This is a genomic window from Catenulispora yoronensis (assembly GCF_039531695.1).
GTDB lineage: Bacteria > Actinomycetota > Actinomycetes > Streptomycetales > Catenulisporaceae > Catenulispora > Catenulispora yoronensis.
The window spans coordinates 91,601-116,257 of sequence record NZ_BAAAQN010000019.1 but is presented as its reverse complement, the minus strand read 5'-3'; the positions used below and the strand labels follow the sequence as shown (position 1 = coordinate 116,257).

The 24,657-nt window shown below is 72.1% G+C and carries 19 protein-coding genes; 8 read left to right on the top strand and 11 right to left on the bottom strand.

Annotated features, from left to right (window positions below; all coding sequences use genetic code 11):
• Positions 1–2: 2 nt before the first annotated feature.
• From ABD481_RS17910 to ABD481_RS17895, 4 genes are all read right to left on the bottom strand, one after another.
• Positions 3–1,517: an MFS transporter gene (locus ABD481_RS17910; protein ID WP_344666812.1), complete on the bottom strand. Its 1,515-nt coding sequence runs from the start codon at positions 1,515–1,517 to the stop codon at positions 3–5.
• Between the two features lie 79 nt (positions 1,518–1,596).
• Positions 1,597–2,325 carry a class F sortase gene (locus ABD481_RS17905; protein WP_344666811.1) on the bottom strand — a complete coding sequence of 243 codons (729 nt, stop codon included), beginning with the start codon at positions 2,323–2,325 and terminating at the stop codon, positions 1,597–1,599.
• A complete protein-coding gene (locus tag ABD481_RS17900; RefSeq protein ID WP_344666810.1) occupies positions 2,322–2,975 on the bottom strand; it encodes a hypothetical protein in 654 nt (217 codons plus the stop codon). The genes ABD481_RS17905 and ABD481_RS17900 overlap by 4 nt, the downstream gene beginning before the upstream one ends.
• An 8-nt stretch (positions 2,976–2,983) precedes the next feature.
• Entirely contained in the window at positions 2,984–3,904 is a 921-nt protein-coding gene (locus ABD481_RS17895; RefSeq protein ID WP_344666809.1) for an alpha/beta hydrolase, read from the bottom strand.
• A gap of 261 nt (positions 3,905–4,165) precedes the next feature.
• Here ABD481_RS17895 and ABD481_RS17890 point away from each other — a divergent pair, with 261 nt between their 5' ends.
• The gene (locus ABD481_RS17890; protein ID WP_344666808.1) at positions 4,166–5,440 is read left to right on the top strand and encodes an acyl-CoA thioesterase/BAAT N-terminal domain-containing protein; all 1,275 of its coding nucleotides are present in this window, start codon (positions 4,166–4,168) and stop codon (positions 5,438–5,440) included.
• 112 nt (positions 5,441–5,552) lie between these two features.
• On the opposite strand, the gene gabT is transcribed toward ABD481_RS17890, so the two are convergent.
• Positions 5,553–6,884: a 4-aminobutyrate--2-oxoglutarate transaminase gene (gene gabT / locus ABD481_RS17885; protein ID WP_344666807.1), complete on the bottom strand. Its 1,332-nt coding sequence runs from the start codon at positions 6,882–6,884 to the stop codon at positions 5,553–5,555.
• A 177-nt stretch (positions 6,885–7,061) separates the two neighbouring features.
• Here gabT and ABD481_RS17880 point away from each other — a divergent pair, with 177 nt between their 5' ends.
• Positions 7,062–9,053, top strand: a complete 1,992-nt coding sequence (locus tag ABD481_RS17880; RefSeq protein ID WP_344666806.1) for a DUF2510 domain-containing protein — start codon at positions 7,062–7,064, stop codon at positions 9,051–9,053.
• Positions 9,054–9,201: 148 nt separating this feature from the next.
• Positions 9,202–10,875 (top strand): cell wall-binding repeat-containing protein, encoded by a 1,674-nt coding sequence (locus ABD481_RS17875; RefSeq protein WP_344666805.1) that lies wholly within the window; start codon positions 9,202–9,204, stop codon positions 10,873–10,875.
• Between the two features lie 174 nt (positions 10,876–11,049).
• Here ABD481_RS17875 and ABD481_RS17870 read toward each other — a convergent pair whose 3' ends face one another.
• Entirely contained in the window at positions 11,050–11,784 is a 735-nt protein-coding gene (locus ABD481_RS17870; protein ID WP_344666804.1) for a G1 family glutamic endopeptidase, read from the bottom strand.
• A gap of 293 nt (positions 11,785–12,077) precedes the next feature.
• Complete coding sequence (locus tag ABD481_RS17865; RefSeq protein ID WP_344666803.1) at positions 12,078–12,827, bottom strand: TetR/AcrR family transcriptional regulator; 750 nt, start codon at positions 12,825–12,827, stop codon at positions 12,078–12,080.
• A 285-nt stretch (positions 12,828–13,112) separates the two neighbouring features.
• Here ABD481_RS17865 and ABD481_RS17860 point away from each other — a divergent pair, with 285 nt between their 5' ends.
• A complete protein-coding gene (locus ABD481_RS17860) occupies positions 13,113–14,660 on the top strand; it encodes an MFS transporter (RefSeq protein WP_344666802.1) in 1,548 nt (515 codons plus the stop codon).
• A 67-nt stretch (positions 14,661–14,727) separates the two neighbouring features.
• On the opposite strand, the gene ABD481_RS17855 is transcribed toward ABD481_RS17860, so the two are convergent.
• Positions 14,728–15,849, bottom strand: coding sequence for a phosphotransferase enzyme family protein (locus ABD481_RS17855; RefSeq protein ID WP_344666801.1), 1,122 nt, complete (start codon positions 15,847–15,849; stop codon positions 14,728–14,730).
• Complete coding sequence (locus ABD481_RS17850; protein ID WP_344666800.1) at positions 15,846–17,186, bottom strand: purine-cytosine permease family protein; 1,341 nt, start codon at positions 17,184–17,186, stop codon at positions 15,846–15,848. The genes ABD481_RS17855 and ABD481_RS17850 overlap by 4 nt, the downstream gene beginning before the upstream one ends.
• A 101-nt stretch (positions 17,187–17,287) precedes the next feature.
• On the opposite strand from ABD481_RS17850, the gene ABD481_RS17845 reads away from it, so the two are divergent.
• Both ABD481_RS17845 and ABD481_RS17840 read left to right on the top strand, forming a co-directional pair.
• Entirely contained in the window at positions 17,288–18,742 is a 1,455-nt protein-coding gene (locus tag ABD481_RS17845) for a PucR family transcriptional regulator (protein WP_344666799.1), read from the top strand.
• Between the two features lie 353 nt (positions 18,743–19,095).
• Positions 19,096–20,541: an aldehyde dehydrogenase family protein gene (locus ABD481_RS17840; protein ID WP_344666798.1), complete on the top strand. Its 1,446-nt coding sequence runs from the start codon at positions 19,096–19,098 to the stop codon at positions 20,539–20,541.
• Positions 20,542–20,626: 85 nt separating this feature from the next.
• On the opposite strand, the gene ABD481_RS17835 is transcribed toward ABD481_RS17840, so the two are convergent.
• Together ABD481_RS17835 and ABD481_RS17830 are read right to left on the bottom strand one after the other, a co-directional pair.
• On the bottom strand, positions 20,627–21,553 hold the full coding sequence (locus ABD481_RS17835) for an NAD-dependent epimerase/dehydratase family protein (RefSeq protein WP_344666797.1): 927 nt from the start codon (positions 21,551–21,553) through the stop codon (positions 20,627–20,629).
• 122 nt (positions 21,554–21,675) lie between these two features.
• A complete protein-coding gene (locus ABD481_RS17830; protein WP_344666796.1) occupies positions 21,676–22,617 on the bottom strand; it encodes an RNA polymerase sigma-70 factor in 942 nt (313 codons plus the stop codon).
• Positions 22,618–22,684: 67 nt separating this feature from the next.
• Between ABD481_RS17830 and ABD481_RS17825 the strand changes: the two genes are divergently transcribed.
• Both ABD481_RS17825 and ABD481_RS17820 read left to right on the top strand, forming a co-directional pair.
• A complete protein-coding gene (locus ABD481_RS17825) occupies positions 22,685–23,512 on the top strand; it encodes an SDR family oxidoreductase (protein WP_344666795.1) in 828 nt (275 codons plus the stop codon).
• A gap of 67 nt (positions 23,513–23,579) precedes the next feature.
• Entirely contained in the window at positions 23,580–24,446 is an 867-nt protein-coding gene (locus ABD481_RS17820; RefSeq protein ID WP_344666794.1) for a PHP domain-containing protein, read from the top strand.
• The last annotated feature ends 211 nt before the right edge of the window (positions 24,447–24,657 follow it).

Below are 24,657 nucleotides of genomic sequence, written 5' to 3'. Positions count from 1 at the left end.
GGTCACATGTGGACGGCGGCCTGCCCCTCGGGGTCGCCCTTGGGCGCGCCGGGCCGGTACAGGAAGAAGCAGATCACCGCGCCGGCCACGAAGAACCAGGCCGACCAGCGATAGGCGGTGGCGTAGCTGTGCAGCTGCGCCTGCGCCTGCAACAACTGGCTCGGCGGCTTGCCCTTGACGTAGTTCGTCGCGGCGGTGGCGGCCAGGCTGGACAGCAGCGCGGTACCGATGGAACCGCCGACCTGCTGACAGGTGTTCACCATCGCCGAGGCGACGCCGGCGTCGTTCGCCTGGACCCCGTAGGTGGCCATCGCCATCGCCGGGGCGAAGATCAGACCCATGCCGACCCCGACCACCAGCAGCGGCGGCAGGACGTGCGCGGCGTAGGTGCTGTCCAGCTCCAGGCCGGTCAGCCAGAACATGCCGGCCGCGCCGCAGGCCATGCCGAGCGGCACCAGCGGCTTGGGGCCGACCCTGGGCAGCAGCACGATCGTCGCCACCTGGGCGGCCACCATCAGCGCCGCGATCATCGGCAGGAACGCCAGACCGGTCTTGACCGGCGAGTACTGCAGGATGGTCTGGAGGTAGTAGGTCAGGAACAGGAAGACGCCGAACATGCCGGCACCAGTGATGAACATGCCGAGGTAGGACGCGCCGCGGTTGCGCTCGCCGGGCACGCGCAGCGGCAGCAGCGGGTGCTCGGCGCGGGTCTGCCACCAGGCGAACACGGCCAGCAGCACCAGGCCGACGATCAGGCTCACCCAGCACTGCGGGGAGCTCCAGCCCTCGGACTCGGCCCGGGAGAAGCCGAAGACCAGTAGGAACAAGCCCGCACAGGCCAGGAACGTGCCCGGCAGGTCCAGCGTGGGCCGCCCCTCGGGGCGGTGGTTCGGGACGAACATCCGGGCGCCGACCAGTGCCACCGCGGCGATCAGCAGGTTCACGAACAGCGTCCAGCGCCAGTTCAGGTACTCGGTGAGCAGGCCGCCGACCAGCAGGCCCACGGCGCCGCCGGCGCCGGCCACCGCGCCGTACACGGCGAAGGCCCGGTTCCGCTCGGCCGGGTGGGTGAAGGTCGTGGTCAGCGCGGACAGCGCGGCCGGAGCCAGCAGCGCGCCGAACAGGCCTTGGAGCGCGCGGCCGGCGATCAGCACGCCGACGTTCGGCGCGATGCCCGCCAGCGCCGAGGCGATGGCGAACCCGACCAGGCCGCTGATCAGCGCGGTCCGGCGGCCGAACAGGTCGGCGAACCGGCCGCCGACCAGCAGCAGCGAGCCGAAGGCCAGGGCGTAGGCGGTGACGATCCACTGCCGGGAGTCGTTGGAGAATCCCAGGTCCTCCTGCGCCGACGGCAGCGCGATCGTCACGATCGTGGCGTCCAGCACCACCATCAGCTGGGCCAGACTCACCACCGCGAGGATCATCCACTCGTGCGGCACCCGGGGCCCGTACTCGGAGTCCTCCAAAGCCTGCTTACCGGCTTTGGAGGACTCGGTCGCGCTTTCCGGCTGGGGCATGTCGGTCCCCCTTCCTGAGCGAAGAAGATCATCCGTCCCGACGCTATGTCGCTCGTCGTCGCGCCGCGACCGGAAGCGATCAGCGTGCCCCGATCAGGTGTGCGTAAACGATGATGTTGTCGGAGTAGCCATTGCGCTGGTCATAGCGGCCGCCGCAGGTGATCAGCCGCAGCGCCGCGTAGCCGGTCGGGCCGTAGACGGCGCGGGTGGGGAACCGGTCCTTGGGCACCAGCGCGACCGCGTCGACCGTGAACACGGCGATCCGCCGGTCGGCCCGGGCCACCTCCACCGCGTCCCCGGGCCGCACGGCGCCGAGCGCGTAGAACGCGGCCCGGTTGTCCGGGACCTCGCGGGAGTCGACATGGCCGGTGATGACCGCCGGGCCGGCCTGCCCCGGGGCCGGTCCCCGGTTGTACCAGGCGGCCTTCAGCGCTTCCCCCGGCTGCGGCACCCCGACGCCGCCGCCCTGTCCCAGCCCCAGGGCCAGGACGTCGGCGTGGATGCCGACGCGTGCGATCGAGACCCGCGTCGGGCGCGAGAAGGCCAGCGGCGGGGCGTGGTGCGCGGTGGCGGGGACGGCGCGGGCGGCCCACGGCGGCGGCTGGGGCGGGGAAGCGGTGCCGGGGGTGGTGAGCGCCTGGTGGACGAAGACCGAGCCCACGAGGGAGGTCAGGACCGAGGCCGCTGCCAGGACGCGGCCTGGACGGCTGCGGCGGCCGGGGGTGGCCGGGGTCCTGACGGTCGGGGGCGGGCGGACAGCGGCTGTGCTGGTCGGGATCGCCACGACCGTGGCGGACTCCCCGCTCACTCGCGGGTGCCCGCTCGTCGTCGGCGGACGACGGACGCGGTGGCGAAGCCGATGCCGCTGAGGACGAAGGCTGTGCCCAGGGCGGCGTCGCCGATGCCGAGGTGGTCGGAGGCCGAGCCGTCGCCGGTGTCGGCGGCGCCGCGCGGGGCGACGCTCCCGGCGGCCTGGGCGGCGGCGACCACGTGGATGGTGGCGGTCACGGTGCCGCCGCAGTGCAGCGTCAGCGTGTAGGCGCCGCTGATCAGGTCGTCGCGGAGGGTGCCCTGGCCGTCGGGCCTGGTCGCCGTCATGGTGATCGGCGCGGTCAGGGCCGGGGAGGTCGCGGTGCCGGTGGCCGTGGGACAGCCGGCGGCGGAGGCGGAGACCCAGATCCGGCCGCCGGGGGCGGCGGGGTCCGGCTGGATCGTGGGGGTCGGCTTGGTGATGGTGGTCGAGCCCTGTGTCGCCGAGCCCTGTGCCGCCGAGCCCTGTGCTGCTGAATCCTGCGCTGCCGAGCCCTGTGTCGCCGAACTCCGCGCCACCGGGCCTCCAGTGCTCGCAGCACCCGGCGCGGCGGTTGTCCCGGGGCCCGTGACCGTGCCGGTGGACGCCGCCGCGACCGCCGGCCCCATCGCCACCGCCAGAGCCGTCACCGTCATCAGAATCCTCATGCGCTCCCTCATTCCAACCCCGCCAGCCAGGTGCGCAGCGTGTCCAGCACGAACGCCCGCGTCGGCTCGGCCTCGTTGAACAACTCGTGGTACGCCCCCGGGAACTCCGCGATCCGCGTGCTTCCCCTCGGCAGCGCCGCGCCGAAGCGGCGGGCCCCGGCCGCGTCGATCAGCCGGTCCGCGCCGGCGATCAGCACCAGCACCGGACAGGGCACCCGGCCCGCGTCCAGGACCGCGCGCTCGCCCTCGGTGAAGATGAAGCGGGCCAGGGCCGCGGAGATCCGGTCGTGGCAGAACGGGTCGGCGCGCAGCGCCGCCGCCACCGCCGGGTCGTGCGACAGGCCGTTCTTGGGCAGGCCGTTCGGGACGGTCAGCCCGCGCGGCAGCAGCTCCGCCGCCCGCAACGCGACGCCGCGGACCCCGTTCGGGCTCTGCCCCACCGCCGGCGACGACAGCACCACCGCCCGCGGGTGCACGCGGCCGCCGGTCAGGGCGCGCGCCACGACGCAGCCGCCGAGGCTGTGCCCGAGCACCAGCGGCGGCGGCGCGCCCCGGTCGTCGGCCCGGACTGCGGCGTCGAAGTCCTCGAACACCGTCGCCAGGTCGTCGACCAGGGCCGACGGCCGCCGGACGTGGCCGCGCGGGCCGTCGGAGCGGCCGAACCCGGCGTGGTCGTAGGCCCGGACCCGGTATCCCAGCTCCGTGAGGAACTCTGCGAGCGTGCGATAACGGCCGCTGTGCTCGCCGAGGCCGTGCACGAGCAGGATCGCGCCGCGCTGCGCGACGCCAGGTTCGGGCCTCCAGTCCCGGACGAACAGCTCCACGCCGTCCGGGGTCGCGGCCAGCCGCACTTCCTCGCGGACCGGTGTCAGGCGCGGCGGTGCCGACGGAATCGGGGCCAGGACAGGGGATACAGGGGACATCGTCATGAGAAGCGGCTCCTCAAAGACGGCGAGGACGCGAGGGCCGCTCGCTCCACCGCGACTCCACCACGGCTCCTGCATGGTGCGCGCCAAGGTGGAGAAAGGTTCCAGATATCGGTGGCTGGCCGCAGTCGGGCATCGCAAGGCTCCCATCGTCGCGCACCGGACATCGCGACCGTAACGCCGCAAAGACGGCGGCGCTCGGCGGGTGGTCCAGTGGGGCGGCGCGAACGAGCACGGACGGATCGGAAAAAGGGGCGGTGTGCGATGGGGGATCGGCGAACCCGGAGGCGGGTTCTCGGTCTGGCGCTGGTGACGGCGGCGAGCGTCGCGGCGCTGTCGACGGTGGCGGGGTGCGGCAAGAGCGCCGCGAAGACTCCGACCGCGCTGCGGCTGAGCATCGACAAGACGCAGGGGCTCGCGTACGAACCGGTCCACATCACGGTCCTCGGCGGAGCCCCGGGCTCCACGGTCACGGTGCGGGCGACGGCGGTCGACGACCGCGGCGTGCACTGGAGCAGCCAGGCCGACTTCCGCGCGGACGCCGCCGGGACGGTCGACCTCGCGGCGCAGGCCCCGGTCCGCGGCAGCTACGGCGGCGTGGACGCCATGGGGCTGTTCTGGTCGATGGACCCGCCGGCCGGGGACCCGTCCGAGAAGTTCCCGACGACCGGCTTCTCGGTGGACGTCACCGCGACGGACCAAGGCGCGACGACCACGCAGAGCGTGAAGCGCGTGTTCCAGGCGCCGGGGGAGACCGTCCAGGAGCTGACCGTCGCGCACGACGGCTTCGAAGGCCACCTGTTCCTGCCGCCGGGGCTCGTCAAGCCCACGCCGGCCCTGATCATGATCGGCGGCTCCGAGGGCGGCGAGTCGACCTACGGCGCGGCGATGCTCATGGCGGCGAAGGGCATCCCGGCGCTGTCGGTCGGCTATTTCGCCGTCACCGGCACGCCCCAGAACCTCCAGAGCATCCCGCTGGAGTACTTCGTCAAAGCCGCGACCTGGCTGGAGCAGCAGCCGCTGATCGACAAGCGCCACGTCCTGCTGTTCGGCGTCTCACGCGGCTCGGAGGCCGCTCTGCTGACCGCCCAGTACTACCCGGACCTGGTGCACGGCGCGGTCCTGATCGCGCCCAGCGCCGAGGTGTGGGGCGGCCTGCCCGACTCCGACGTCGCCTGGACCCGGGCCGGCGACCCCGTCGCCCCGCCCGGCGCCGACATCCCGGTGGACAAGGTCGACGGCCCGGTCCAGGCCTTCGCGGGCACCGACGACAAGCTCTGGACCGCGCCGGCCTGGGCCCGCCAGATCGACGACGAGCTGAACCGGGCCGGCGTCGCCCATCCGCACGCGGCGCACGTGTACCAGGACGCCGGGCACATGGTCGGCGCCATCCCGTACCTGCCGCTGCTGACCACGTACACGCTGAGCGGCCGGACGTTCCAGCTCGGCGGCACCCGCCAGGCCAACGCGGCGGCGCAGGCGCAGACCTGGAAGGCGGTCTTCGACCTGATGGCCGGGCTGTCGGGCCAGTCGGGCTAGCCGGGCTAGTCGGGCTTGCCGAACGTGCCGGGTCGGCAGGGCTGGCCGGGCCGTCGAGAAAGCGATGGCGGCCGGTGCGAACCGCTGCGCACCGGCTGCCGTCCGCCCGGCCTCACGCCGCGGCGAAGGCCTCCTCGATCACCTTCAGGCCGTCCTCCAGCAGCTCCTCGCCGATCACCAGCGACGGCAGGAACCGCAGCACGTTGCCGAAGGTGCCGCAGGTCAGGATCACCACGCCGGCGGCGTGGCAGCGCTTGGCGACGGCGCCGGCCAGCTCCGCGTCCGGCTCCTTGGTGCCCGGCTTGACCAGCTCGACGGCGATCATCGCGCCCCGGCCGCGGACCTCGCCGATCCGCGGGTCGGCGGCGGCGAGCCTGCCGAGGCGGTCCTTCATCACGGCCTCGATCTTGCGGGCCCGGCCGGCCAGGTCCTGCTCCTTCATGGTCTGCAGGGCGCCGAGCGCGCCTTCGCAGGCCACCGGGTTGCCGCCGTAGGTGCCGCCCAGGCCGCCGGGGCCGGCGGCGTCCATGATCTCGGCGCGGCCGGTGACCGCGGCCAGCGGCAGGCCGCCGGCGATGCCCTTGGCGGTGGTGATCAGGTCCGGGATCACGCCCTCGTGGTCCACCGCGAACCAGTCGCCGGTGCGGCAGAAGCCGGACTGGATCTCGTCGGCGATGAACACGATGCCCTGCTCGCGGCACCACTCGGCCAGGCCGGGCAGGAAGCCGTCCGGGGGCACGATGAAGCCGCCCTCGCCCTGGATCGGCTCGATCAGGACCGCCGCCACGTTGTGCGCGCCGACCTGCTTCTCGATCAGGGTCTTGGTCTGCGCCAGGGCCTCGGCGGCGGCCTGGTCCGGGCCGGTGGGCCAGCGGAACGGGTAGGCCATCGGCACCCGGTAGACCTCGGGGGCGAACGGGCCGAAGCCGTCCTTGTAGGGGGCGACCTTGGCGGTCAGGGCCATCGTCAGGTTGGTGCGGCCGTGGTAGCCGTGGTCGAAGACCACGACGGCCTGGCGCTTGGTGTACGCCCGGGCGATCTTGACCGCGTTCTCGACCGCCTCGGCGCCGGAGTTGAACAGCGCCGAGCGCTTCTCGAAGTCGCCGGGGGTGAGCTCGGCCAGCGCCTCGCAGACCGCGACGTAGGACTCGTACGGCGTGACCATGAAACAGGTGTGGGTGAACTTCGCCAGCTGCTCGGAGGCGTTGCGGACGACGTTGGTGTCGGCGTGCCCGACCGAGGTCACGGCGATGCCCGAGCCCAGGTCCAGCAGCTGGTTGCCGTCGGCGTCGAGCAGGATCGCGCCGTCGGCGTCGGTGACGAACACCGGCAGCGTGGTGGACACGCCGCGGGCGACCACCCGGTTGCGGCGCTCGAACAGCTCGCGGGACTTCGGGCCCGGGATCTCGGTGACGAGACGCCGTTCCTGCTTGAGCTCGGTCATGGTGCCTCCTGGCGGGGTAGTCGCGGTTCTTCCGCAGCCTAAGCGCGCCGTGCCGGAGCGGCACAGGACGCGGTGGCGGGTCCAGGTTCGGCGTTGGGCCGAATTGGCGAGTGCGGGGGCCGGCCGGGCTCCGCGCCGCTCCCTTTCGCCGAGTCGTAGTTCTGATACACAGAACGTGTGACGACTCAAGGCCAGGCCCCCGCCCCCGGACCTCTGCCGCCGGGCTGGTACGCCGATCCCGCGGGCCACCCGCAGCTGCGCTACTGGACCGGCACCAAGTGGACCGAGCGCACCCGGCCCGACGTGCAGGCCTGGGTCCACGGCCCGCGGCTGGTGGACGTGCCCGGAGTCTTCGCCTACGGCCGCGACCCGCGGCAGGCGGCGGCCGCGCGGGTCGGCCGCGAGTCCCGGCAGCGGGCTCTGCGTTACCTGATGTACGCCCCGCTGGCCCTGGTGGTGCTGGCGGTCCCGGCCGGCATCATCCTCACCTCGATCGGGCTGCACGGGTTCCCGCTCTGGGTCGTCTTCATCGTCCTGGTGCTGGGGGCCTGCGGCTGGGCCGGCGGCTGGGTGCCGGTCGGGCGGGTGCTGTGGGAGCAGCACGGCGACCGCTTCGGCGGCGCGGCCCGCCGGCGCAAGGCGCTGCCGCCGCCGAAGCCGGACATGTGGCGGGACCTGCGCAGCGCCGGGCACGTCGCCGCGGCCAGCCGCCTGGACGCCGCGGCCGACCACGGCGAGCTCACCGACGTGGACTACGTCCGGGTGACCCGGGTGATCCGGCAGGCGCAGGGCGACGACGACCGCCTGGCCGCGGCCGCCGCCGAGATCGAGGACGCCGGGGCGCACGCCTGGCTGCACGCCTCCGGCCAGCGCGACCTGCCGGCCCGGCTCGGCGAGCACGACCTGATGACCGGGCAGGTGCGCCTGGGCGTGGCCTCCAGGACGGGCAAGAACCCGGCCACCCACGCCGGCCAGACCTTCGCGCTGGACGCCGAGGTGCTGCGCACCTCGCTGCTGGTGATAGGGCCGCCCGGAAGCGGCAAGTCGCGCAGCTTCGCGCGTCCCATCGTGGAACTCCTCGGTTTGCAGACCCTGACCAACATGGCCTCGGTGGTGGTCATCGACCCGCGCGGCGACTACGCCCTGCCCGGCTTCTTCGACGTCGACATCGACCCCGGCAATCCCGAGTCGCCGTGGGGCTTCGACCTCTACGGCGGCGCCCGCAACCCGGCCGAGGCCGCCGACCGGCTGGCCGGCGCGCTGCTGCCGCCCGGTGTGGAGCCGGAGGCGGACGCCGCCGCGCACAACGCGCTGGACGCCGCGCTGAGCTGGTTCCGCGAGCGCGAGAGCCGCTACCCCACGCTGCGCGAGCTGATCGCCGAACTGGACCAGGGCGGCCCGCGGCTGCTGGTCGAGCGGCTCCGGCTGCTGGACCGGCCGGCCCTGGTCGACCTGTTCGACGGCCCGCCGGACCGGCGGTTCTCGATGCGCGAGATCGACAAGCCGCTGCGGGTCCGGATCGCGCTGCCCGAGGGCGCGCACCCGCAGGCCGCCCGGATCCTGGCCCGGCTGGCCGTGTCGCAGTTCGTCCAGACCGTCTCCGCGCCGGACGTCGACCGCTCGATCTTCAAGGGCCTGGTGGTCGACGACGCCGGGCGGTTCGTGGACGAGTACGTGGTGCAGGGCCTGCAACGGGCGCGCGCGGCCAACGCCGGCCTGATCCTGCTGGCCCAGTCGATGCGGGAGTTCCCCGAGGACCTGCGCGCGACCGTGTTCGCGAACACCGGGTGCAAGGCGGTCTTCGCCGGGATCGACCCGCAGGACGCCGCCTACATCGCGGATTTCTGGGGCAAGCAATGGGTTCCGGAGACCACGGTGACCACCGGGCAGGAGCACACCACCCGCTCGGGGACCATCACCGGCCCGCCGGAGCGGCGGCGCAGTGCGCAGTCCTTGGGGCGCAACACCAAGCGGCCCGGGCAGCTGCTGGCGCTGACCGGCGGGTCGTCGGTGGCGCATCAGCGCTCGGTGTCGACGCGGCCGGTGGAGCGGTACGTGTGGTCGCCGTCGGAGATCATCAATGAGATTCCGACCGGGCACGCCCTGATCTCGCTGGCCACGGCGGACGGCTTCCGGACGCCTCCGGTCCTGGTGGACCTGCGGGGATAGCCAGAGTCTTGACCACAATCGGCACGGCGACAGGCAGTAGCCGTACCAATGGTTCTCAGTACTCGATTTCAGGTTCGTAATCCATTTGTGATGAGGTGGTTATCGGTCGGCCTGAGGTCGGCTGGAATCTACTGATGGGGTTTTACCTATGAGCAAGAACCGTCCGCTGGCCGTCTCCGCCCTCATAGCATCGGCGATGGCCGCCGGCGCCGTCGCCGCGGCTCCGGCGATGGCCGCCGACACCGGCACGTCAACGGGGTCCAACGCAGGCACCACGAACTCGAACACCGCGAACTCGAACACCGCGAGCACGAACACCGCGACCACCAACGCCGCCCCGGTCCTGGACCGCGTCGGCGGCTCCGACCGCTACCTGACGGCGCTCAACGCCTCCCAGACCGCCTTCAAGGCCGGCGGCTCCGCCAAGGGCGTCGTCATCGCCCGCGGCGACCTCTACGTCGACGCCCTGGCCGGTACGCCGCTGGCCGCCAAGTCCGGCTCGGCGCTGCTGCTCACCGACTCCAAGTCGCTGACGCCCGGGGTGGCCGCCGAGATCAAGCGGGTGCTCGGCACCGGCGACGCGGCCAAGGGCAAGAAGATCACCATCCTCGGCGGCGAGGCCGCCATCACCCCGGCGGTCGAGAACCAGCTCAGGGCCCTGGGATACGGCGTGGAACGGATCGGCGGCTTCGACCGCTACGCCACCGCGCTGGACATCGCGCACTCCAGCACGCTGAACGCCAAGAACGCGATCGTCGCCACCGGCGCGAACTTCGCCGACGCCCTGTCGGCCGGCCCGCTGGCCGCCGCCGCGCCGGACTCGGCGATCGTGCTGTCCAACGGCACCACCGTCACCGACGCCGCCACCGCCGCGTTCATCAAGGGCGCCGGCACCGTCACCTCGGTCGGCACCCCGGCCGTGACCGCGGTGAACAAGCTGGGTGTCAAGGACACCGAGCTGGCCGGGGCGGACCGGTACGCCACCGCCGCCGCGGTGGCCACCAAGTCGATCCTGAAGGACAGCAGGACCGCGGTCGTGGCCAACGGCCTGACCAGCTTCGCGGACCCGCTGGTCGGCGGTGTCTTCGCGGCGTCCAACCACGGCGCGCTGCTGCTCACCGACCCGGCGCACCTGCCGCCGACCACCGCCGCCGCGCTGGTCGGGTTCTCCGCGCCGCTCCAGCACGTCACCATCTTCGGCGGCCTGCAGGCCGTGTCGCAGGGTGTGCAGACGCAGATCCAGCTCCTGCTGAACGGCGGCTACACGGTCTACATCGACCAGCTCAAGGCGGCCGTGGTCAAGGCCCAGGCCGATGTCGCCACCGCCCAGAAGGGCTACGACGGCACCGTCGCCGACACCGCCGCGCCGGGTGCCGCCCTGGTCGCCTTCGACACCGCCGTCGCGGGCGGGAGCGACAACGCGGTGAAGACCGCCGAGAAGCAGCTGTTCGACGGCGCGAAGGTCTCCACCGACGTCAAGGTCAAGACCGCCTACACCGGGTACGGCCAGGCGCTGGCCGCGTTCCAGGGCGCCGGCGCGCACCCGAGCCAGGCGATCGTGGACGCGCTGTCCGTCGCGCGCTGGAACCTGGAAGTGGCGATCGACGCGCCCAGCACCGACGCGGCGGTGACCAACGCCGCCGCCGCGCTGGACGCCGCGGTCAAGGCGACCAGCGACGCGACGATCACCGCCGCCGACGCCGCCTCCACCAAGGCCGCGCAGGGCTACGCGGTCGCGGTGAAGGCCGCGAGCGACAAGCTCACCGCCGCGCAGGCGGCCCTGGCCGCGGCGCAGAAGGCGCTCGCCGACGCTCAGGCCTGAGCTTCGCGAGTGCTCGGCCTTGAGCCCTGAGCTCTGGCCCCTGAGTCCCAGAGCTCCGGGTGCGCCGACGCGCTGACGCGTTGAGAAAACCCCTCGGCCCGGCGGTCCCCCCGCCGGGCCGAGGCATGCTCGAGCCCGGTTCCGCCCATCACGCGGAACCGGACCCCGGTTCGTTCAGCTGTGCTTCCAGGCCACGGAGAAGTTCCCCGCGGACGAGAGCGCGCCCGGCACCGCCTTGGTGGTGCTGCCGGTGGCCATGGTGATCTTGTCCGGCGAGAAGGACGACAGGGCCGCGCCGTTGGCCTTGGAGGCGCTGAAGTTCACGGTGCCGAACTTCGCCAGCGGCAGCACGCCGCTGCTGCTCGACGGCGCCTCGGCGATCACCTCGGCGGAGGCCAGCGCCGGATTGCTCAGCGTGGAGTGGATGGTGTGCGACCAGTTCTTGGTCTTGTCGGTCAGCACCAGCGTGAACTTGTTGCTGCCGTTGTAGGTGACCGAGGCCTGGAAGACGTCGCCGGGGGAGACCGGGTTGGAGAAGTTGACCGGGTAGGCCGGGTACATCTCGTACCAGGACGAGTACACCGCCCGGCCGCCGGAGCAGTCGGCCTCGGTGCCGGTCTGCTCGACCGAGTTGCTGCCGTCGCCGTCCAGGCCGACCCAGAACGACGAGTAGGTGGTCTGCGACCCGCAGCTCACCGCGGGCTGGGTCCAGGTCGCGCTGACCGAGGTGAAGCGGGCGCCGGTCGCGGCGTAGCCGGACCAGTTGCCGGAGGTGCTGTGGAACGGGTGGGAGAGCCCTTGCGCGCTGCCGTTGAACACCGCGGCGGAAGCCGGGGACGTCAGGACGGCCGCGGATATCGCTCCGGAGAACGCCAGCGCGGCCGAAGCCCATCGACGGGCAGAAGACATCCTGTGTCTCCAATCTCTGTGGGGTGAGATGGAGACTAGGAAAGGGTCCGACCCGTGTCTGCCCCAGAAATGGCAAAATCCTGATTCGCCGTGATGCGCGGTGGTTCGCCACCGCCCCGCCCGGTTTCGCACAGATCTTCTGATCCGGGTCCGGCGGCCGGCCGCGCGGGCGTCCGGCTCCGGCTCAGGACCAGCTCAGGACCAGCTCAGGGCCGGCTCAGGGCGGGTCCAGGCTGATGCGAGGACGGTTCAGGGCTGGTTCAGGTCTGACTGGGTGCCGACTCGGTGCTGATTCAGGGCTTGTTCCGGGGTGAGAACGACGCGAGCCCGCGCAGCATCAGGTCCAGCCCGAACTCGAACCGGCCGTCCGGGCCGCCGGACTCGAACATCGGGTCGGCCAGCGCCACCAGGTTCGGGAACACCGCGACCGGCAGGGACTTGATGTAGTCCTTCATCTGCCCGGCCCAGACCTCGATGTCCTCCCGGGAGCTGTCGCCGTGCTGGGAGAACCGGATGTCCTCCTCGAAGACGCTCGCCACCGTGTACAGCGAGAGCACGTCGCCGGCCCAGGCCGCCACGTGGTCCGGCAGGTCGCCGGCCCGCAGCACCGCCATGAAGCCCTCGACGATGCGCAGCCCGCTCGGGCCGAAGGGCACCTGGCCGAGCATGGCGCGGGCGATGCCCGGGTGCGCCTGGAGCACTCGCCGGGTGCCGCGCATCGTCTCGCGCACCTGCTCGACCCAGCGGTCGGGGTCCGGCTCGGGGAAGTCGACGCTGCCGAAGACCCGGTCGATGACCAGCTTCAGCAGCTCGTCCTTGTTGGCGACGTGCGCGTAGAGCGAGGCCGCCCCGGTGCCCAGCTCGGCGCCGAGCCGGCGCATCGACAGCCCGTCGTAGCCGTCGGTCTCCAGGACGTGCAACGCGGCCTCGACGATCGCCTCCTGGCTCAGCGGGGCGCGGGCCGGAGTCTTCGCCTTGCGGCTGCGCTCCCACGGGGGGACGGGCGCGTCCGGGACCTCGTTCGGGGCTTGTGCGTTCGCCATCAGGGTGGCTCTCCCTTCCTTCTCCCGAACACTGTACGCCTCTCGAACGCTGTTCGTAAGCACGAACGACGTTTGACACGAACGCCGTTCGAGGGTAGAACGGTGTTCGTAGAACGGCGAACGCTGTTCGACGGGCCGTTCTTCCGGCCCGGAGTTCGCGATATAGCTTGACATCGCGGCAACGAGATATATCGTAATCTCTGCCGAACGGTGTTCGCAGCCACGAACCACGTTCCACCCACACTGACGTTCCGCATGCCGTGCAGCTCCCGGAGGGGGATCTCCATGACCACCACGCTCGACGACACCAGCGACCACTCCGCCCAAGACCTGGCCAAGAACGCCGGTGCGCCACCGGACCCGGGCGGCCCGGCCGGGCCCGAAACCGGGCCCGAAACCGGGTCCAAGGCCAAGACCAAGCTCGCCAAGGCCGTCATCTTCGCGCTGTTCGCGATCATCGGCGCGGACATCATGGACCTGCTGGACACCACGATCATGAACATCGCGGGTCCGGTCCTCCAGAAGGACCTCGGCACCTCCACCTCGGCCCTGCAATGGATCGTCGCCGGCTACACCCTGACCTTCGCGGTCATGCTGACCACCGGCGGCCGCCTCGGCGACGTCTTCGGCCGCAAGCGGATGTTCCTGATCGGCATCGGCGGCTTCCTCGTCGGCTCGATCCTGTGCTCGCTGGCGCAGAACTCCGGCGAGCTGATCGGCGCGCGCATCCTCCAGGGCGGCTTCGCGGCCGTCATGATCCCGCAGGGCCTGGGCATGCTGCGGGCCATGGTGCCGAACGAGCAGATGGGCGCGGTGTTCGGCATCTTCGGCCCGATGATGGGCCTGGCCTCCACCCTCGGCCCGATCCTCGGCGGCTGGCTGGTCGGCGCCGACCTGTTCGGCCTGAGCTGGCGCGCGATCTTCCTGGTGAACGTGCCGATCGGCCTGGTGGCGCTGGTCGCCGGCGCCCGGGTGCTGCCCCACGACGACCACATCGAACAGGGGAACAAGGCCAAGCTCGACATCGTCGGCATGCTGCTGGCCACCGCCGGCATCATGATGCTGGTCTACCCGCTGGTCCAGGGCCGCGAGGCCGGCTGGCCGGCCTGGATGTTCGGCCTGATGGCCGCCTCGCTGCCCACCTTCGGGGTGTTCGCGCTGCACCAGCGCCGCCGCAACAGCGTCGGCCGCGACCCGTTCGTGGTGCCGACCCTGTTCCGCAAGCGCTCCTTCAACAGCGGCATCAGCGTGCTGTTCGCCTTCGGCGCGGCGATGAGCGGCATGTTCTTCGTCTACACCCTGTTCCTGCAGATCGGCCTCGGCTACAGCGCCCTGCACGCGGGTCTGACCATGGTGCCGCTGTCCGTCGGCATCATCATCTCCATGGGCATCTCGCAGGCCGTGATGCCGAAGATCGGCGAGCGGCGCACGCTCCAGACCGGCATGCTCGTGATGGCCGCCGGCACCGGCATCGCCTCCCTGCTGGTGCACAACTACGGCATCACCACGACCAGCTGGACCCTGATCGCGCCGCTGCTGGTCTCCGGCCTGGGCATGGGCATGATCTTCGGCCCGATCTTCGGCACCGTGCTGGGCGACCTGGAGGACCACGAGGTCGGCTCGGCCTCGGGCCTGCTGAACGCGGTCCAGCAGCTGGCCGGCGCCTTCGGGATCGCGGCCCTGGGCACCGTGTTCTTCGACAAGGCGGGGACGATGATGACCGCCGTCCCGGACGCCGCCACCCTGGTCTTCGGGATCAGCGCCGGGATCCTGGTGCTGGCCTGGGGCGCGGCCTTCTCGATGTCGAAGCAGTCCAAGGAAGCCGAGCACTGAGCTCGTCCCAGCAGCACTGAGCTTGCTCCAGCAGCACCGAGCTCGTTCCAGCAGCGCTGAGCTCGCTCTAGGGAAGCGGATCCGCTCTGAGAAGTCCGAGGAAGGCCTGGCCTTCCTCGGACTTCTCCCATTCCGCATGGCCGAGGAACCAGTCGCGATACGCGATCTCGGCGTTCTTCTCGCTGCCGCCGGGGACGACCGTCAAGAAGTAGTCGATCTCCGAGAGCTCGTACTCGGCGTGGGCGAGCGGGAACAGGGCGGGCAGCGCGGCCAACTCGGCGGCGGCTTCCGGCCGGCGGGCCCGGTAGGCATTGAGGAACCGCCGCACCTGGGCGTGCGGGATGTTCGCCGGGCCGCCGTCGCGGATCGACAGCCAGTCCACCGCGAACCGCTCCAAGGCGATGGCGACGTCGTGGACCGCCGTGGTGCGGTCGGCGAGGCCGAAGTCCAGCACGGTCGGGCTCCCGGCGCCGCGCCACAGCAGGTTCGCGCCGTGCCAGTCGTTGTGGGTCCACAGCGGTTCGAGACCGTCGAGCATCGGCAGCACGCGCTGATGCGCCGGAAGCAGGAGGCGTTCGACGTCGGACCGCCAGTCCCGGGCGGCCAGGAAGCCGCCGAGCAGGGGGCGGCGTGCGGCGAGGTGTTCGATCGCGGCGATCGGGTCGGCGCTGCCGAAGATCCCGAAGCCGGCGCTCAGGGGGCGGAAGGGCCGGGCCGGGGCGTCGTAGCCGACCGAGGCGGAGTGCAGATCGGCGAGCGCGGCGCCGGCGATCTCCGCGTGCGCCGCTTCCTTGTAAGGACACCAGGAGAAGGAGTCCTGGTAGAGGTCCTCGCCGTCGCCGAGCGCCTGGACCTCGTAGGTGAATTCGCCTTGAGCCCCGGCGGTCCAGGCATCGGGGACCGACACTCCGCGTTTGCGGACGTGGTCCATGAAGCCGTGCTCCTCGGCCAGGGCCTCGGGTGTCCGCAACGCCCGCGGCAGCCGCTTCACGATCAGCCGGCGGCCGTCGGCGGTCCGGATCCGCGCCGTCGTGGACAACGGACGCGGGCTGCGCCACTCGATCGCGGCGACCTCCTCGCCGAGCGCCGTCCCCACCTCGGCGAGCGTCAGACTCGGCCAGTCGCGCTGCACGACCGGCTCGGACCCCATGCCGAACACGAGGTCCTCGCCGCGGTCGCCGTCGCTCACGCCGGGCGCCTCCGGTCCAGCAGCACCAGGGCCCAGGTGGCGAGCGCGGCCGCCGCGAACGAGTACAGCGAGGCCGAGGCCCACCAGCCGGGGTGCACACCGATCCAGTCCTGGACGTGCGTCCAGATCCGCGCCCACCAGCTCACCGAGCCCGGGTTCAGCACCTGGTAGACCACGAACCCGACGGCCCACGGCAGCAGCATCGCCGGCCGGGCCGGCGAGCGCTCGGACAGGTCCCAGCGGCCCTCGCGGCCGCGGCCCAGGAAGTAGTCGACGCCGACCACCGCGGCCAGCGGGACGAACACCGAGCCGATCAGCCCCAGGAAGTTGGAGAACCCGCCGAGGTCGTGCACGAACAGCGCGATCACGGTGACCAGGGCGCCGACCGCGCCGGCCAGGACCCGCCGGTCCACCCGGGGCAGCAGGTTCTGCACCGACATCGCGGTGGAGTAGACGTTCGCGAAGGACTGGTCCGACTCGCGGAGCACCAGGACCAGGAAGAAGACCCAGCCGGCGGAGACGCCGAGCATGGTGTGGAAGACGTCGCCGTCCGGCCCGGCCTGGAGCAGCGCCACGATGCCGATCGCGTAGCACCAGAACTGCGTGATGCTGTAGCCGAGCACCGCCGCGCCGCCGGCCTGGCGGGCGTCGCGGGCGTGCCGCATGTAGTCCGCGGCCATCGGCAGGAACGACACCGACAGGGCCAGCGCGGCGTCCACCGCCGGGAAGAAGCCGCTCCAGGAGGTGCCGGTCTGGTGCGGGATCGGGTTCCGCAGCAGCTGCACCGTGAAGTAGAGCATGGACACGCCGACCGCGGCGGTCACGTATTTGCGCAGGATCCGCAGGATCGACAGGGGCCAGATCGCCATCGCCGTGCACAGCGCGCCGGCCGCCACCACGACCAGCGGCCGGGGTATCCGGCCGGTCATGGCGTCCACGCCCTGCACGATGACGGTGAGCTCGTACACGCCCCAGCCGATCAGCTGGAAGATGTTCGCCACGCTCGGCAGGAAGGACAGCCGGGTGCCGAACAGGCCGCGCAGCACGGCCATCGCCGGGGCTCCGGTCCGGGTGCCGACCACGCCGGCCAGCGCGGTCATCATCATCCCGGCCACCGTGCCCACGGCGATCGCCAGCAGCGAGGCGGGGATCGGCAGCGGGGAGTAGCCGATGGGGACCAGCACCACGGCGGCGCTGGAGAAGCCGATCAGGCTGACGCCGAGGTTCGCCCAGAACGCGGCCTGATCGCTGAAGGTGAGGGTGCGGGGCGCCTCGGTGGTGAGGCGCAGCGGCGCCTCGGCGGGGGCGGCGTTCGCCGGCGGGGTGGTCGTCGTCATGGCGTGCCCCATCGTACGGTCCCCGCCGCATCGCTGTTCGAGAGCGCTCACGCGCTGAACAGGCCGGACGGCGGCGGGGCCGTGCGACGTAGGCTTGGGCCGTGCCCCCCACGATCGCCTCCCTGCTCGCCGACCGCCCCCTCGGCCTGCGGTTGCTCACCGCCGAGGGCCTGGCCGGCGACACCGCGCGTGAGATCCGCTGGGTGCACACCACCGAGCTCAACGACCCGGCGCCGTTCCTTGAGGGCGGCGAGTTGCTGCTGACCACTGGCCTGCGCCTGGACGACCCGGGCTTCGACCTGGAGGCATTTCTGTCCGGCCTGGTCCGCGCAGGAGTGGCCGGACTGGGCTTCGGCGTCGGCCTGAACAACGCCACCGTGCCCGAACGCTTCGTCGCCGCCGCCGAGGACCACGGCCTGCCGGTGCTCGAAGTCCCCAAGGCCACACCCTTCATCGCGATCGCCAAGTCGGTCTCCAAGTCGCTCGCGGCCGAGGAGTACCGCGCCATCACCGAGGGCTACCGCACTCAGCAGGAGCTGGTGAAGTCGGCCCTGGCTGCCGAGCCGCAGCGGTCCCTGGTCCGGTCCCTGGTGCGCGGCCTGGGCCCGGACGCCTGGGCGGTGCTGTCCGCCGCCGACGGGACGGTGCTGCACAGCGCCGGTCCGACCCCCCGCAGTGTGGACCTCGCCCCGGAGCTGGCCCGCCTGCGCGGCCGCTCGCTCCCCAGCAGCTCCTCGATCCTCACCGACTCCGGGCACGTGGAGGTGCACGCCCTGGGCGCGGGCAAGCGCGTGATGGGCTTCCTGGCCGTCGGCCTGCTGGGCCGCACCACCGGTCCGGACATCACCGGGCGCCAGATCCTGGCCGTCGCGCTGACCCTGCTGACCCTCGGCGTCGAGCAGCCGACGAAGGACGGGACGGTCGCCGAGCTGACGCTGCGCCGCACGGTGGTGCGCCTGCTGCTCGGCGGCCACGTCGAGGCGGCGCGGGAGGCGGCGGGCGAACTGCGCGTGCCGCTGCCGGCCGAACCGGTGCGGATCGCGCGCGACTCGGTGCGCGAGGACGCGGCGCCGGACCGGATGTTCGTGCTCGAAGAGGAGGCCGAGCGGGTGCTGATCGCCTCGGCCGACTTCGAAGGCTTCACCGGCGGAGTGTCCGACGCGGTCGGCTATGCGGACTTCGGACGCGCCTACCGGCAGGCGGGCGAGGCACTGGCGACGGTGCGGCGGACCGGCCGCTCACCGGTCTACTTCGCCGAGGCCGGATCCGGCCTCACCGCTCTGTTCGGCGACCTGGCGGTCCGCGACTTCGCCGCCGGGGTGCTCCGCCCGCTGGCCGACGGGGACCGCTCGGCCCTGCTGCCGACACTGCGCGCCTGGCTCGCTCACAACGGCCAGTGGGACGCCGCCGCCGCCGAGCTGGGGGTGCACCGCCACACGGTGCGGGCCCGGATCGCGCGCGCCGGGGAACTGCTCGGCAAGGACCTGACCGCGTCCGACTCGGCGGACGCGCGGATGGAGCTGTGGCTGGCGTTGCGGGTGCGGGAAGGACAGTGATCGTTCGGCAGTGCGGGCAAAAGCGCACGGAGTCCCCGATGCTGGCGCGGTGGTGATGGTGGGGTGGTGATGGCGCGGCGGTCTGAGTTCGGCGGCGCGAGTTCCCATCTGCCGGTCCGGCGGTGCGGGCGAGAGCGCGCGGAGCTGGCACGAAGTCGCCACTGACCTGGCACAAAGCCGCCATCGAGGCTCCGGCGCGTCCGCCGTGACGCCGGTACCTGGCCGACCGGCGCGCAACCGGCTCCCGAATCACCCCCGACCGGGCGCCGTGCTGGCCCGAACGGCCTGCCCGCCACGTCCGACTGGCCATCGCGTACACCGCGCCGGCGATCGCCCCGACCTACCCTGTGTCCATGACTGAGCAGGCAACGCCGTTCTGGATCGGCTCCAAGCAGGCCACCGGCACCGACAGCTACGAGGTGTACTCGCCCTACGACGGCGCCCACGTCGCCACAGTCTCCATTCCCACCGAGGACCAGGTCGAGCAGGCGGTCGCGCTGGCCGCCGCGGCCGCCAAGGAGACCGCCGACCAGCCCGCGCACGTCCGCGCCGCCGCCCTGGACCACGTCTCGCGCCGCATCGGCGAGCGCGCCGACGAGATCGCGGCGCTCATCACCGCCGAGAACGGCAAGCCGCTGAAGTGGGCCAAGGCCGAGGTCGGTCGGGCCGTCTCGGTGTTCCGGTGGGCCGCCGAGGAGGCCCGCCGGTTCGGCGGCGAGGTGCAGCGGCTGGACACCGACGCCAACGCCACCGGCCGCACCGCGATCGTCCGGCGCTTCGCCCGCGGGCCGGTGCTGGGCATCGCGCCGTTCAACTTCCCGCTCAACCTGGTCGCGCACAAGGTGGCGCCGGCCATCGCGGTCGGCGCGCCGATCATCGTCAAGCCGGCCCCGGCCACCCCGCTGACCGCGCTGCTGCTCGGCGAGCTGCTCGCCGAGACCGACCTGCCGGCCGGCTCCTGGGCGGTGCTGCCGGTGCCGAACGACCGGATGGCCGCGCTCACCGCCGACCCGCGGCTGCCGGTGGTCAGCTTCACCGGCAGCGGACCGGTCGGGGCCATGATCGAGCAGGCCGTGCCGCACAAGCACGTCACGCTGGAGCTCGGCGGCAACGCCGCGGCCGTCGTCACCGCCGACTACGCCTCCGAGGCGGACCTGGACTGGGCCGCGCAGCGCATCGCCACCTTCGCCAACTACCAGGCCGGCCAGTCCTGCATCTCGGTGCAGCGGGTGTTCGCCGACCACGCGGTCCACGACCGGCTGCTGGAGAAGGTGGTCGCCGCCGTCGAGGCCCAGCGGACCGGCGACCCCTCCGACCCCGGCACCGACGTCGGCCCGATGATCAACGTCGCCGCCGCCGAGCGGGTCGAGGCCTGGGTCCAGGAGGCGGTCGGGGCCGGGGCCACGCTGCTCACCGGCGGCTCGCGGGACGGCGCCAGCTACGAGCCGACGGTCCTGGTCGGCGCTCCCGAGGACGCCAAGGTCATCACCGAGGAGGTGTTCGGCCCGGTGCTGGTGCTGCGCGCCTTCGACGGATTCGACGAGGCCGTCCGCCTGGTCAACGACTCGCAGTTCGGCCTGCAGGCCGGCGTTTTCACCCACGACCTGGCCACCGCGTTCCGTGCGCACCGGGATTTGGAGGTCGGCGGCGTCATCATCGGGGACGTTCCCAGCTTCCGGGCGGACCAGATGCCGTACGGTGGGGTCAAGGGTTCTGGCGTCGGCCGCGAAGGCGTCAAGAGCGCCATGGATGACTACACCTATGAGCGGGTGCTGGTGCTGACCGGGATCGCCTTGTAGATCCTCGGTTCCAGCCCGGCGCGCGCTCAGCCCTCTGATCCGACTCCCTCACCGGATCAGAGGGCTTAACCCTTTTCCGCGGCTGCTACAGCCCGGCGGCTTTGGCGTCCGCGCGCACGCCCTCCTGGATGGACGGGAACGCGGGCATCCAGCCGAGCTCCCGCTTCGCCTTGTCGTTGGCCATCAGGTAGCGCCCGGTCACGGCGGCATGGAGGTAGGGCATCGGCTTGGTCGTCCAGGCCGGCAGGGTCCGGGGCTTCTTCGTCCCGTAGTCCTCGGCGATCTCCAGCACGATGGCCGAGAACGGCACCGGGACGTCGTCGACGATGTTGTACGCCTCGCCGCCCCGGCCCCGCTCCAGCGCGGCGACGGTCGCGCTCGCGGCGTCCGCGAGATGGACGAAGGACGTCGTGCCCGCCTTCACGATCGGGAGCTTGCCCGCCTGGAGCAGGTCCACGTAGGCGTTGGTCGCCGGGCCGCCGTAGAAGAGGCCGTAGCGCAGCGCGATCCCGTCGATCCCGGGCTCGGAGAAGGCGATCTGCTCGTTGCGCAGCATCGCCTCGCCGTGCTCTGCGAAGCCCTTGCGCGGGGACGGTCCGAACGCCCTGTTCTCGGTGACCGGCACCGGGCCCAGGTCGCCGTAGCCGTAACCGAAGATCATCGACTGGGTCAGGAACCGCGTCGCGCCGACCGCCTTGGCCACGGCCATCAGGTTCTCGGTGCCGACGGTGCGCAGGACGTTGGTGGTGTGCATGTCCTTGTTGCGCAGCGGCGGCTTCTTCAGCGCTGTCAGCTGGCTGATGACGGCGTCGAAGTGTTGGCCGTGGACCGCGGCGAGCAACTGGTCGCGTCTCATCACGTCGGCCACGACGGCGGTGGCGCCCATCGCCTCGATGCTGCGCACGCCGCCCTGCGAGCGGGTGATGCCGACGACCTCGTGCCCGGCGTCGAGCAGGGCCGGAGCGAGGACGCTGCCGAAGACGCCGCTGGCGCCGGCGAGGAGGATACGCATGATCTGCTCCTTATGTCAGGTGAGCTACGGTTTCCCGTGTCTTCTGACCACAAGGACGGAGCCGTGCCGGGTCCTGTGACACGGCTCCGTGTGACCTGGGTCACGCCAGGTCGACCCTCCTGTCACCCCTCCAGCGCGCGGACTCCGTCGAGCTTGGAGGGGTTGGCCATGCCGAAGACGGTGCGGATCCGGCCGTCCTCGTCCAGGTCGAGCGTGTAGACGTAGAGCAGCTTGCCGTCGACGAACGCCACGATCGCCGGCGCGCCGTTGACGCCGCCGACGACGACCTCGATGCGCAGGTCGGCGCCCTCTTCGAGGAACTTGGAGTACTTCTCGACAATGCCGAGCAGGAACCGCGCGACGTGGTCCCGGCCCTCCACCGGCCGCCGGGCCGCGGTGACGAAGCCGCCGCCGTCGGCGATCAGCGTGATGTCCGGCGAGAGCAGCTCCAGCAGGGGCCTGATGTCGCCGCCGACGCAGGCGTTGAGGAAGCGGTCGGCGACGCTCTGCCGCTGCGCGTCGTCCATCGGGTAGCGCGGGCGCTTCTCGTGGACGTGCGTCCGGGCCCGGACCAGCAGCTGCCGCACGGCGGGCTCGCTGCGGTCCAGCATCGCGGCGATCTCGGCGAAGCTGTAGTCGAAGGCCTCGCGCAGCACGAACACCGCGCGCTCCAGCGGCGACAGGGTCTCCATCACCAGCAGCATCGCCAGCGAGACGGTGTCGTCCAGGACCACGCGGTCGGCGGCGTCCGGGGCGCTGTCCGCGCCGTCCCGGGTCAGCACCGGCTCCGGCAGCCACGGCCCGACGTAGGACTCCTTGCGGGTCTGGACCTTGCGCAGCTGGTCGATGGCCAGCCGGGTGGTGACCGTGACCAGGAAGGCCTTGGGGTCCTCGATCTTGGCGTAGTCCGAGCCGTTCCAGCGCAGCCACGCGTCCTGCACCACGTCCTCGGCGTCGCTCCAGCGGCCCAGCACCCGGTAGGCGACCGAGGTCAGCAGCCCGCGGTGCTGGTTGAAGACGTCGGCGGCGGCGGTGTCGTCCCGGGTCGGGAGGTCCTGGTCCACGGAAGGCAGCCTATTACCCGTGTCGATGGGCATGGACGCCTGGTGCCGCCTGCCCTACGGTGCGCGCATGCTGGCACAGGGAAAGATCGCGTTGGTGACCGGCGGCGGCAGCGGCATCGGCCGTGCCACCGCCGAGCTGTTCGCCGCCGAGGGCGCGGCGGCGGTCGTGGTGGTGGACGTCGCCGAGACCGGGGACCACTCCGGACCGGAGACGGTGGAGCTGGTGCGCAAGGCTGGCGGGACGGCGCTGTTCGTCCGCGCGGATGTCGCGGTGGAGGCGGAGGTCGAGGCCGCCGTGGCGCTGGCGGTCGCCGAGTTCGGGCGCCTGGACGCGGCCGTGAACTGCGCCGGCGTGGCCGGCAGCGGCGCGAAGATCGCGGACATGGAGCTGGCGGAATGGAACCGGGTCCTGGGGATCGACCTGACCGGCACCTTCCTGTCGTTGAAGCACGAGATCCGGGCGATGCTGCCGAACGGAGCGGGGACGGTCGTCAACATCGCCTCGGCCGCCGGCCTGGTGCCGGTGCCGTATCTGTCCCCGTACTGTTCCGCCAAGCACGGGGTGCTGGGGCTCACCAAGACCGCGGCGAAGGAGTACCGCAACGCCGGGCTGCGGATCAACGCGATCTGCCCTGGTGTGGTCGACACGCCGATGATCCGTGCCTCGGCCGCAGAACGGCCGGAGGTCGCCAAGCAGTCCCGGGATGCCGCCGGGGGAGTGGCGGCCGGGGGTGCGGCAGCCGGGGGTGTGGCAGCCAGGGGTGCGGCGGGCGGCGGGGCCTTCCTCGGGCAGCCGGAGCAGATCGCGTCGGCGGCGGTGTGGCTGTGCTCGGAGGCGGCGTCGTTCGTGAACGGGGAGTCGATGGTGGTCGACGGGGGAACGGTGACGCGGTAGGCGGGCCGGGGTTCGCCGGCCGGTAAGCCCACCGACCTACCGGTCGCGCGCTCTGTAGCGTGGGCGTATGCGTATCGATCTGCACGCCCACACCACTGCCTCCGACGGGACCTACGACCCGGCCGAACTGGTCCCGATGGCCGAGGCCGCGGGCCTGACGGTGGTGGCCATCACGGACCACGACGGTGTCGGCGGCTGGGCGGAGGCCCATCGGGCGCTGACCTACGGCCGGGAGGCCGGGGTCTGGTCCTCGATCCGGCACGTGGTGCCCGGCGTGGAGATCAGCTGCAAGATCCGCGACATCGGCCTGCACCTGCTCGGCTACCTCTTCGACCCCGAGGACGCCGCCCTGGACGCCGCTCTCGGCGACATCCGCGACTCCCGTACCCACCGCGCCGAGGCCATGGTGGCCAAAGCCCGCGAACTCGGCGCGCCGATCACCTGGGAGCGGGTCCAGGAGATCGCCGGCGACGGCGTCGTGGGCCGCCCGCACGTGGCCTCGGCCCTGGTCGAGGTCGGCGTGGTGGCCTCCGTCGACGACGCCTTCGGCCCCGACTGGCTCGGCGAGAACGGCCGCGCCCGCGTGGACAAGAACGACATGGACCCCTTCCGCGCGATCGACCTGGTCCGCGCCGCCGGCGGAGTGACGGTGATGGCCCACCCGCTGGCCTGGCGCCGCGGCCCGATCGTGACCGACGACGACATCGCCGCCTTCGCCGAAGCGGGCCTGACCGGCATCGAGATGAACCACCCGGACCACGGACCGAAGGAGCGCGACCAGGTCCGCGGGCTGGCGACCGAACTCGGCCTGCTCACCACGGGTTCTTCGGACTGGCACGGCTCCCGGAAGTCGACTCCGCTCGGCGCCGAGACCACGGATCCGGAGGTCTATGAGGAGCTGGTTTCGCGGGCGAGCGGTATCAAGCCGTTCTGAGTTCGAAGGTTCGGGAGCGCGGATCCCGAGGTGCACGGATTCCTAAGGTCTGGAAGGAACTGGTTTCGCGAGCGAGCAGCAGTTGGCTGTTCCGGGTCCAGGACTTCGGCAGCATCGATCCCGAGGTCTTGGACCAACTGGGTTCGCGGGTGAGCGGAAGTCGGCCGCTGTGGGTTCGGGAGCGCGGGCCTACGGATCCCGGGGGCTTTGG

Coding starts and splice junctions, on each gene's coding strand:
- ABD481_RS17820 (WP_344666794.1), top strand. CDS start 23,580: ATGCGTATCGATCTGCACGCCCACACCACTGCCTCCGACGGGACCTAC.
- ABD481_RS17825 (WP_344666795.1), top strand. CDS start 22,685: ATGCTGGCACAGGGAAAGATCGCGTTGGTGACCGGCGGCGGCAGCGGC.
- ABD481_RS17850 (WP_344666800.1), bottom strand. CDS start 17,186: ATGACGACGACCACCCCGCCGGCGAACGCCGCCCCCGCCGAGGCGCCG.
- ABD481_RS17890 (WP_344666808.1), top strand. CDS start 4,166: ATGGGGGATCGGCGAACCCGGAGGCGGGTTCTCGGTCTGGCGCTGGTG.
- ABD481_RS17910 (WP_344666812.1), bottom strand. CDS start 1,517: ATGCCCCAGCCGGAAAGCGCGACCGAGTCCTCCAAAGCCGGTAAGCAG.
- ABD481_RS17895 (WP_344666809.1), bottom strand. CDS start 3,904: ATGACGATGTCCCCTGTATCCCCTGTCCTGGCCCCGATTCCGTCGGCA.
- ABD481_RS17860 (WP_344666802.1), top strand. CDS start 13,113: ATGACCACCACGCTCGACGACACCAGCGACCACTCCGCCCAAGACCTG.
- gabT (WP_344666807.1), bottom strand. CDS start 6,884: ATGACCGAGCTCAAGCAGGAACGGCGTCTCGTCACCGAGATCCCGGGC.
- ABD481_RS17900 (WP_344666810.1), bottom strand. CDS start 2,975: ATGAGGATTCTGATGACGGTGACGGCTCTGGCGGTGGCGATGGGGCCG.
- ABD481_RS17835 (WP_344666797.1), bottom strand. CDS start 21,553: ATGCGTATCCTCCTCGCCGGCGCCAGCGGCGTCTTCGGCAGCGTCCTC.
- ABD481_RS17875 (WP_344666805.1), top strand. CDS start 9,202: ATGAGCAAGAACCGTCCGCTGGCCGTCTCCGCCCTCATAGCATCGGCG.
- ABD481_RS17870 (WP_344666804.1), bottom strand. CDS start 11,784: ATGTCTTCTGCCCGTCGATGGGCTTCGGCCGCGCTGGCGTTCTCCGGA.
- ABD481_RS17840 (WP_344666798.1), top strand. CDS start 19,096: ATGACTGAGCAGGCAACGCCGTTCTGGATCGGCTCCAAGCAGGCCACC.
- ABD481_RS17865 (WP_344666803.1), bottom strand. CDS start 12,827: ATGGCGAACGCACAAGCCCCGAACGAGGTCCCGGACGCGCCCGTCCCC.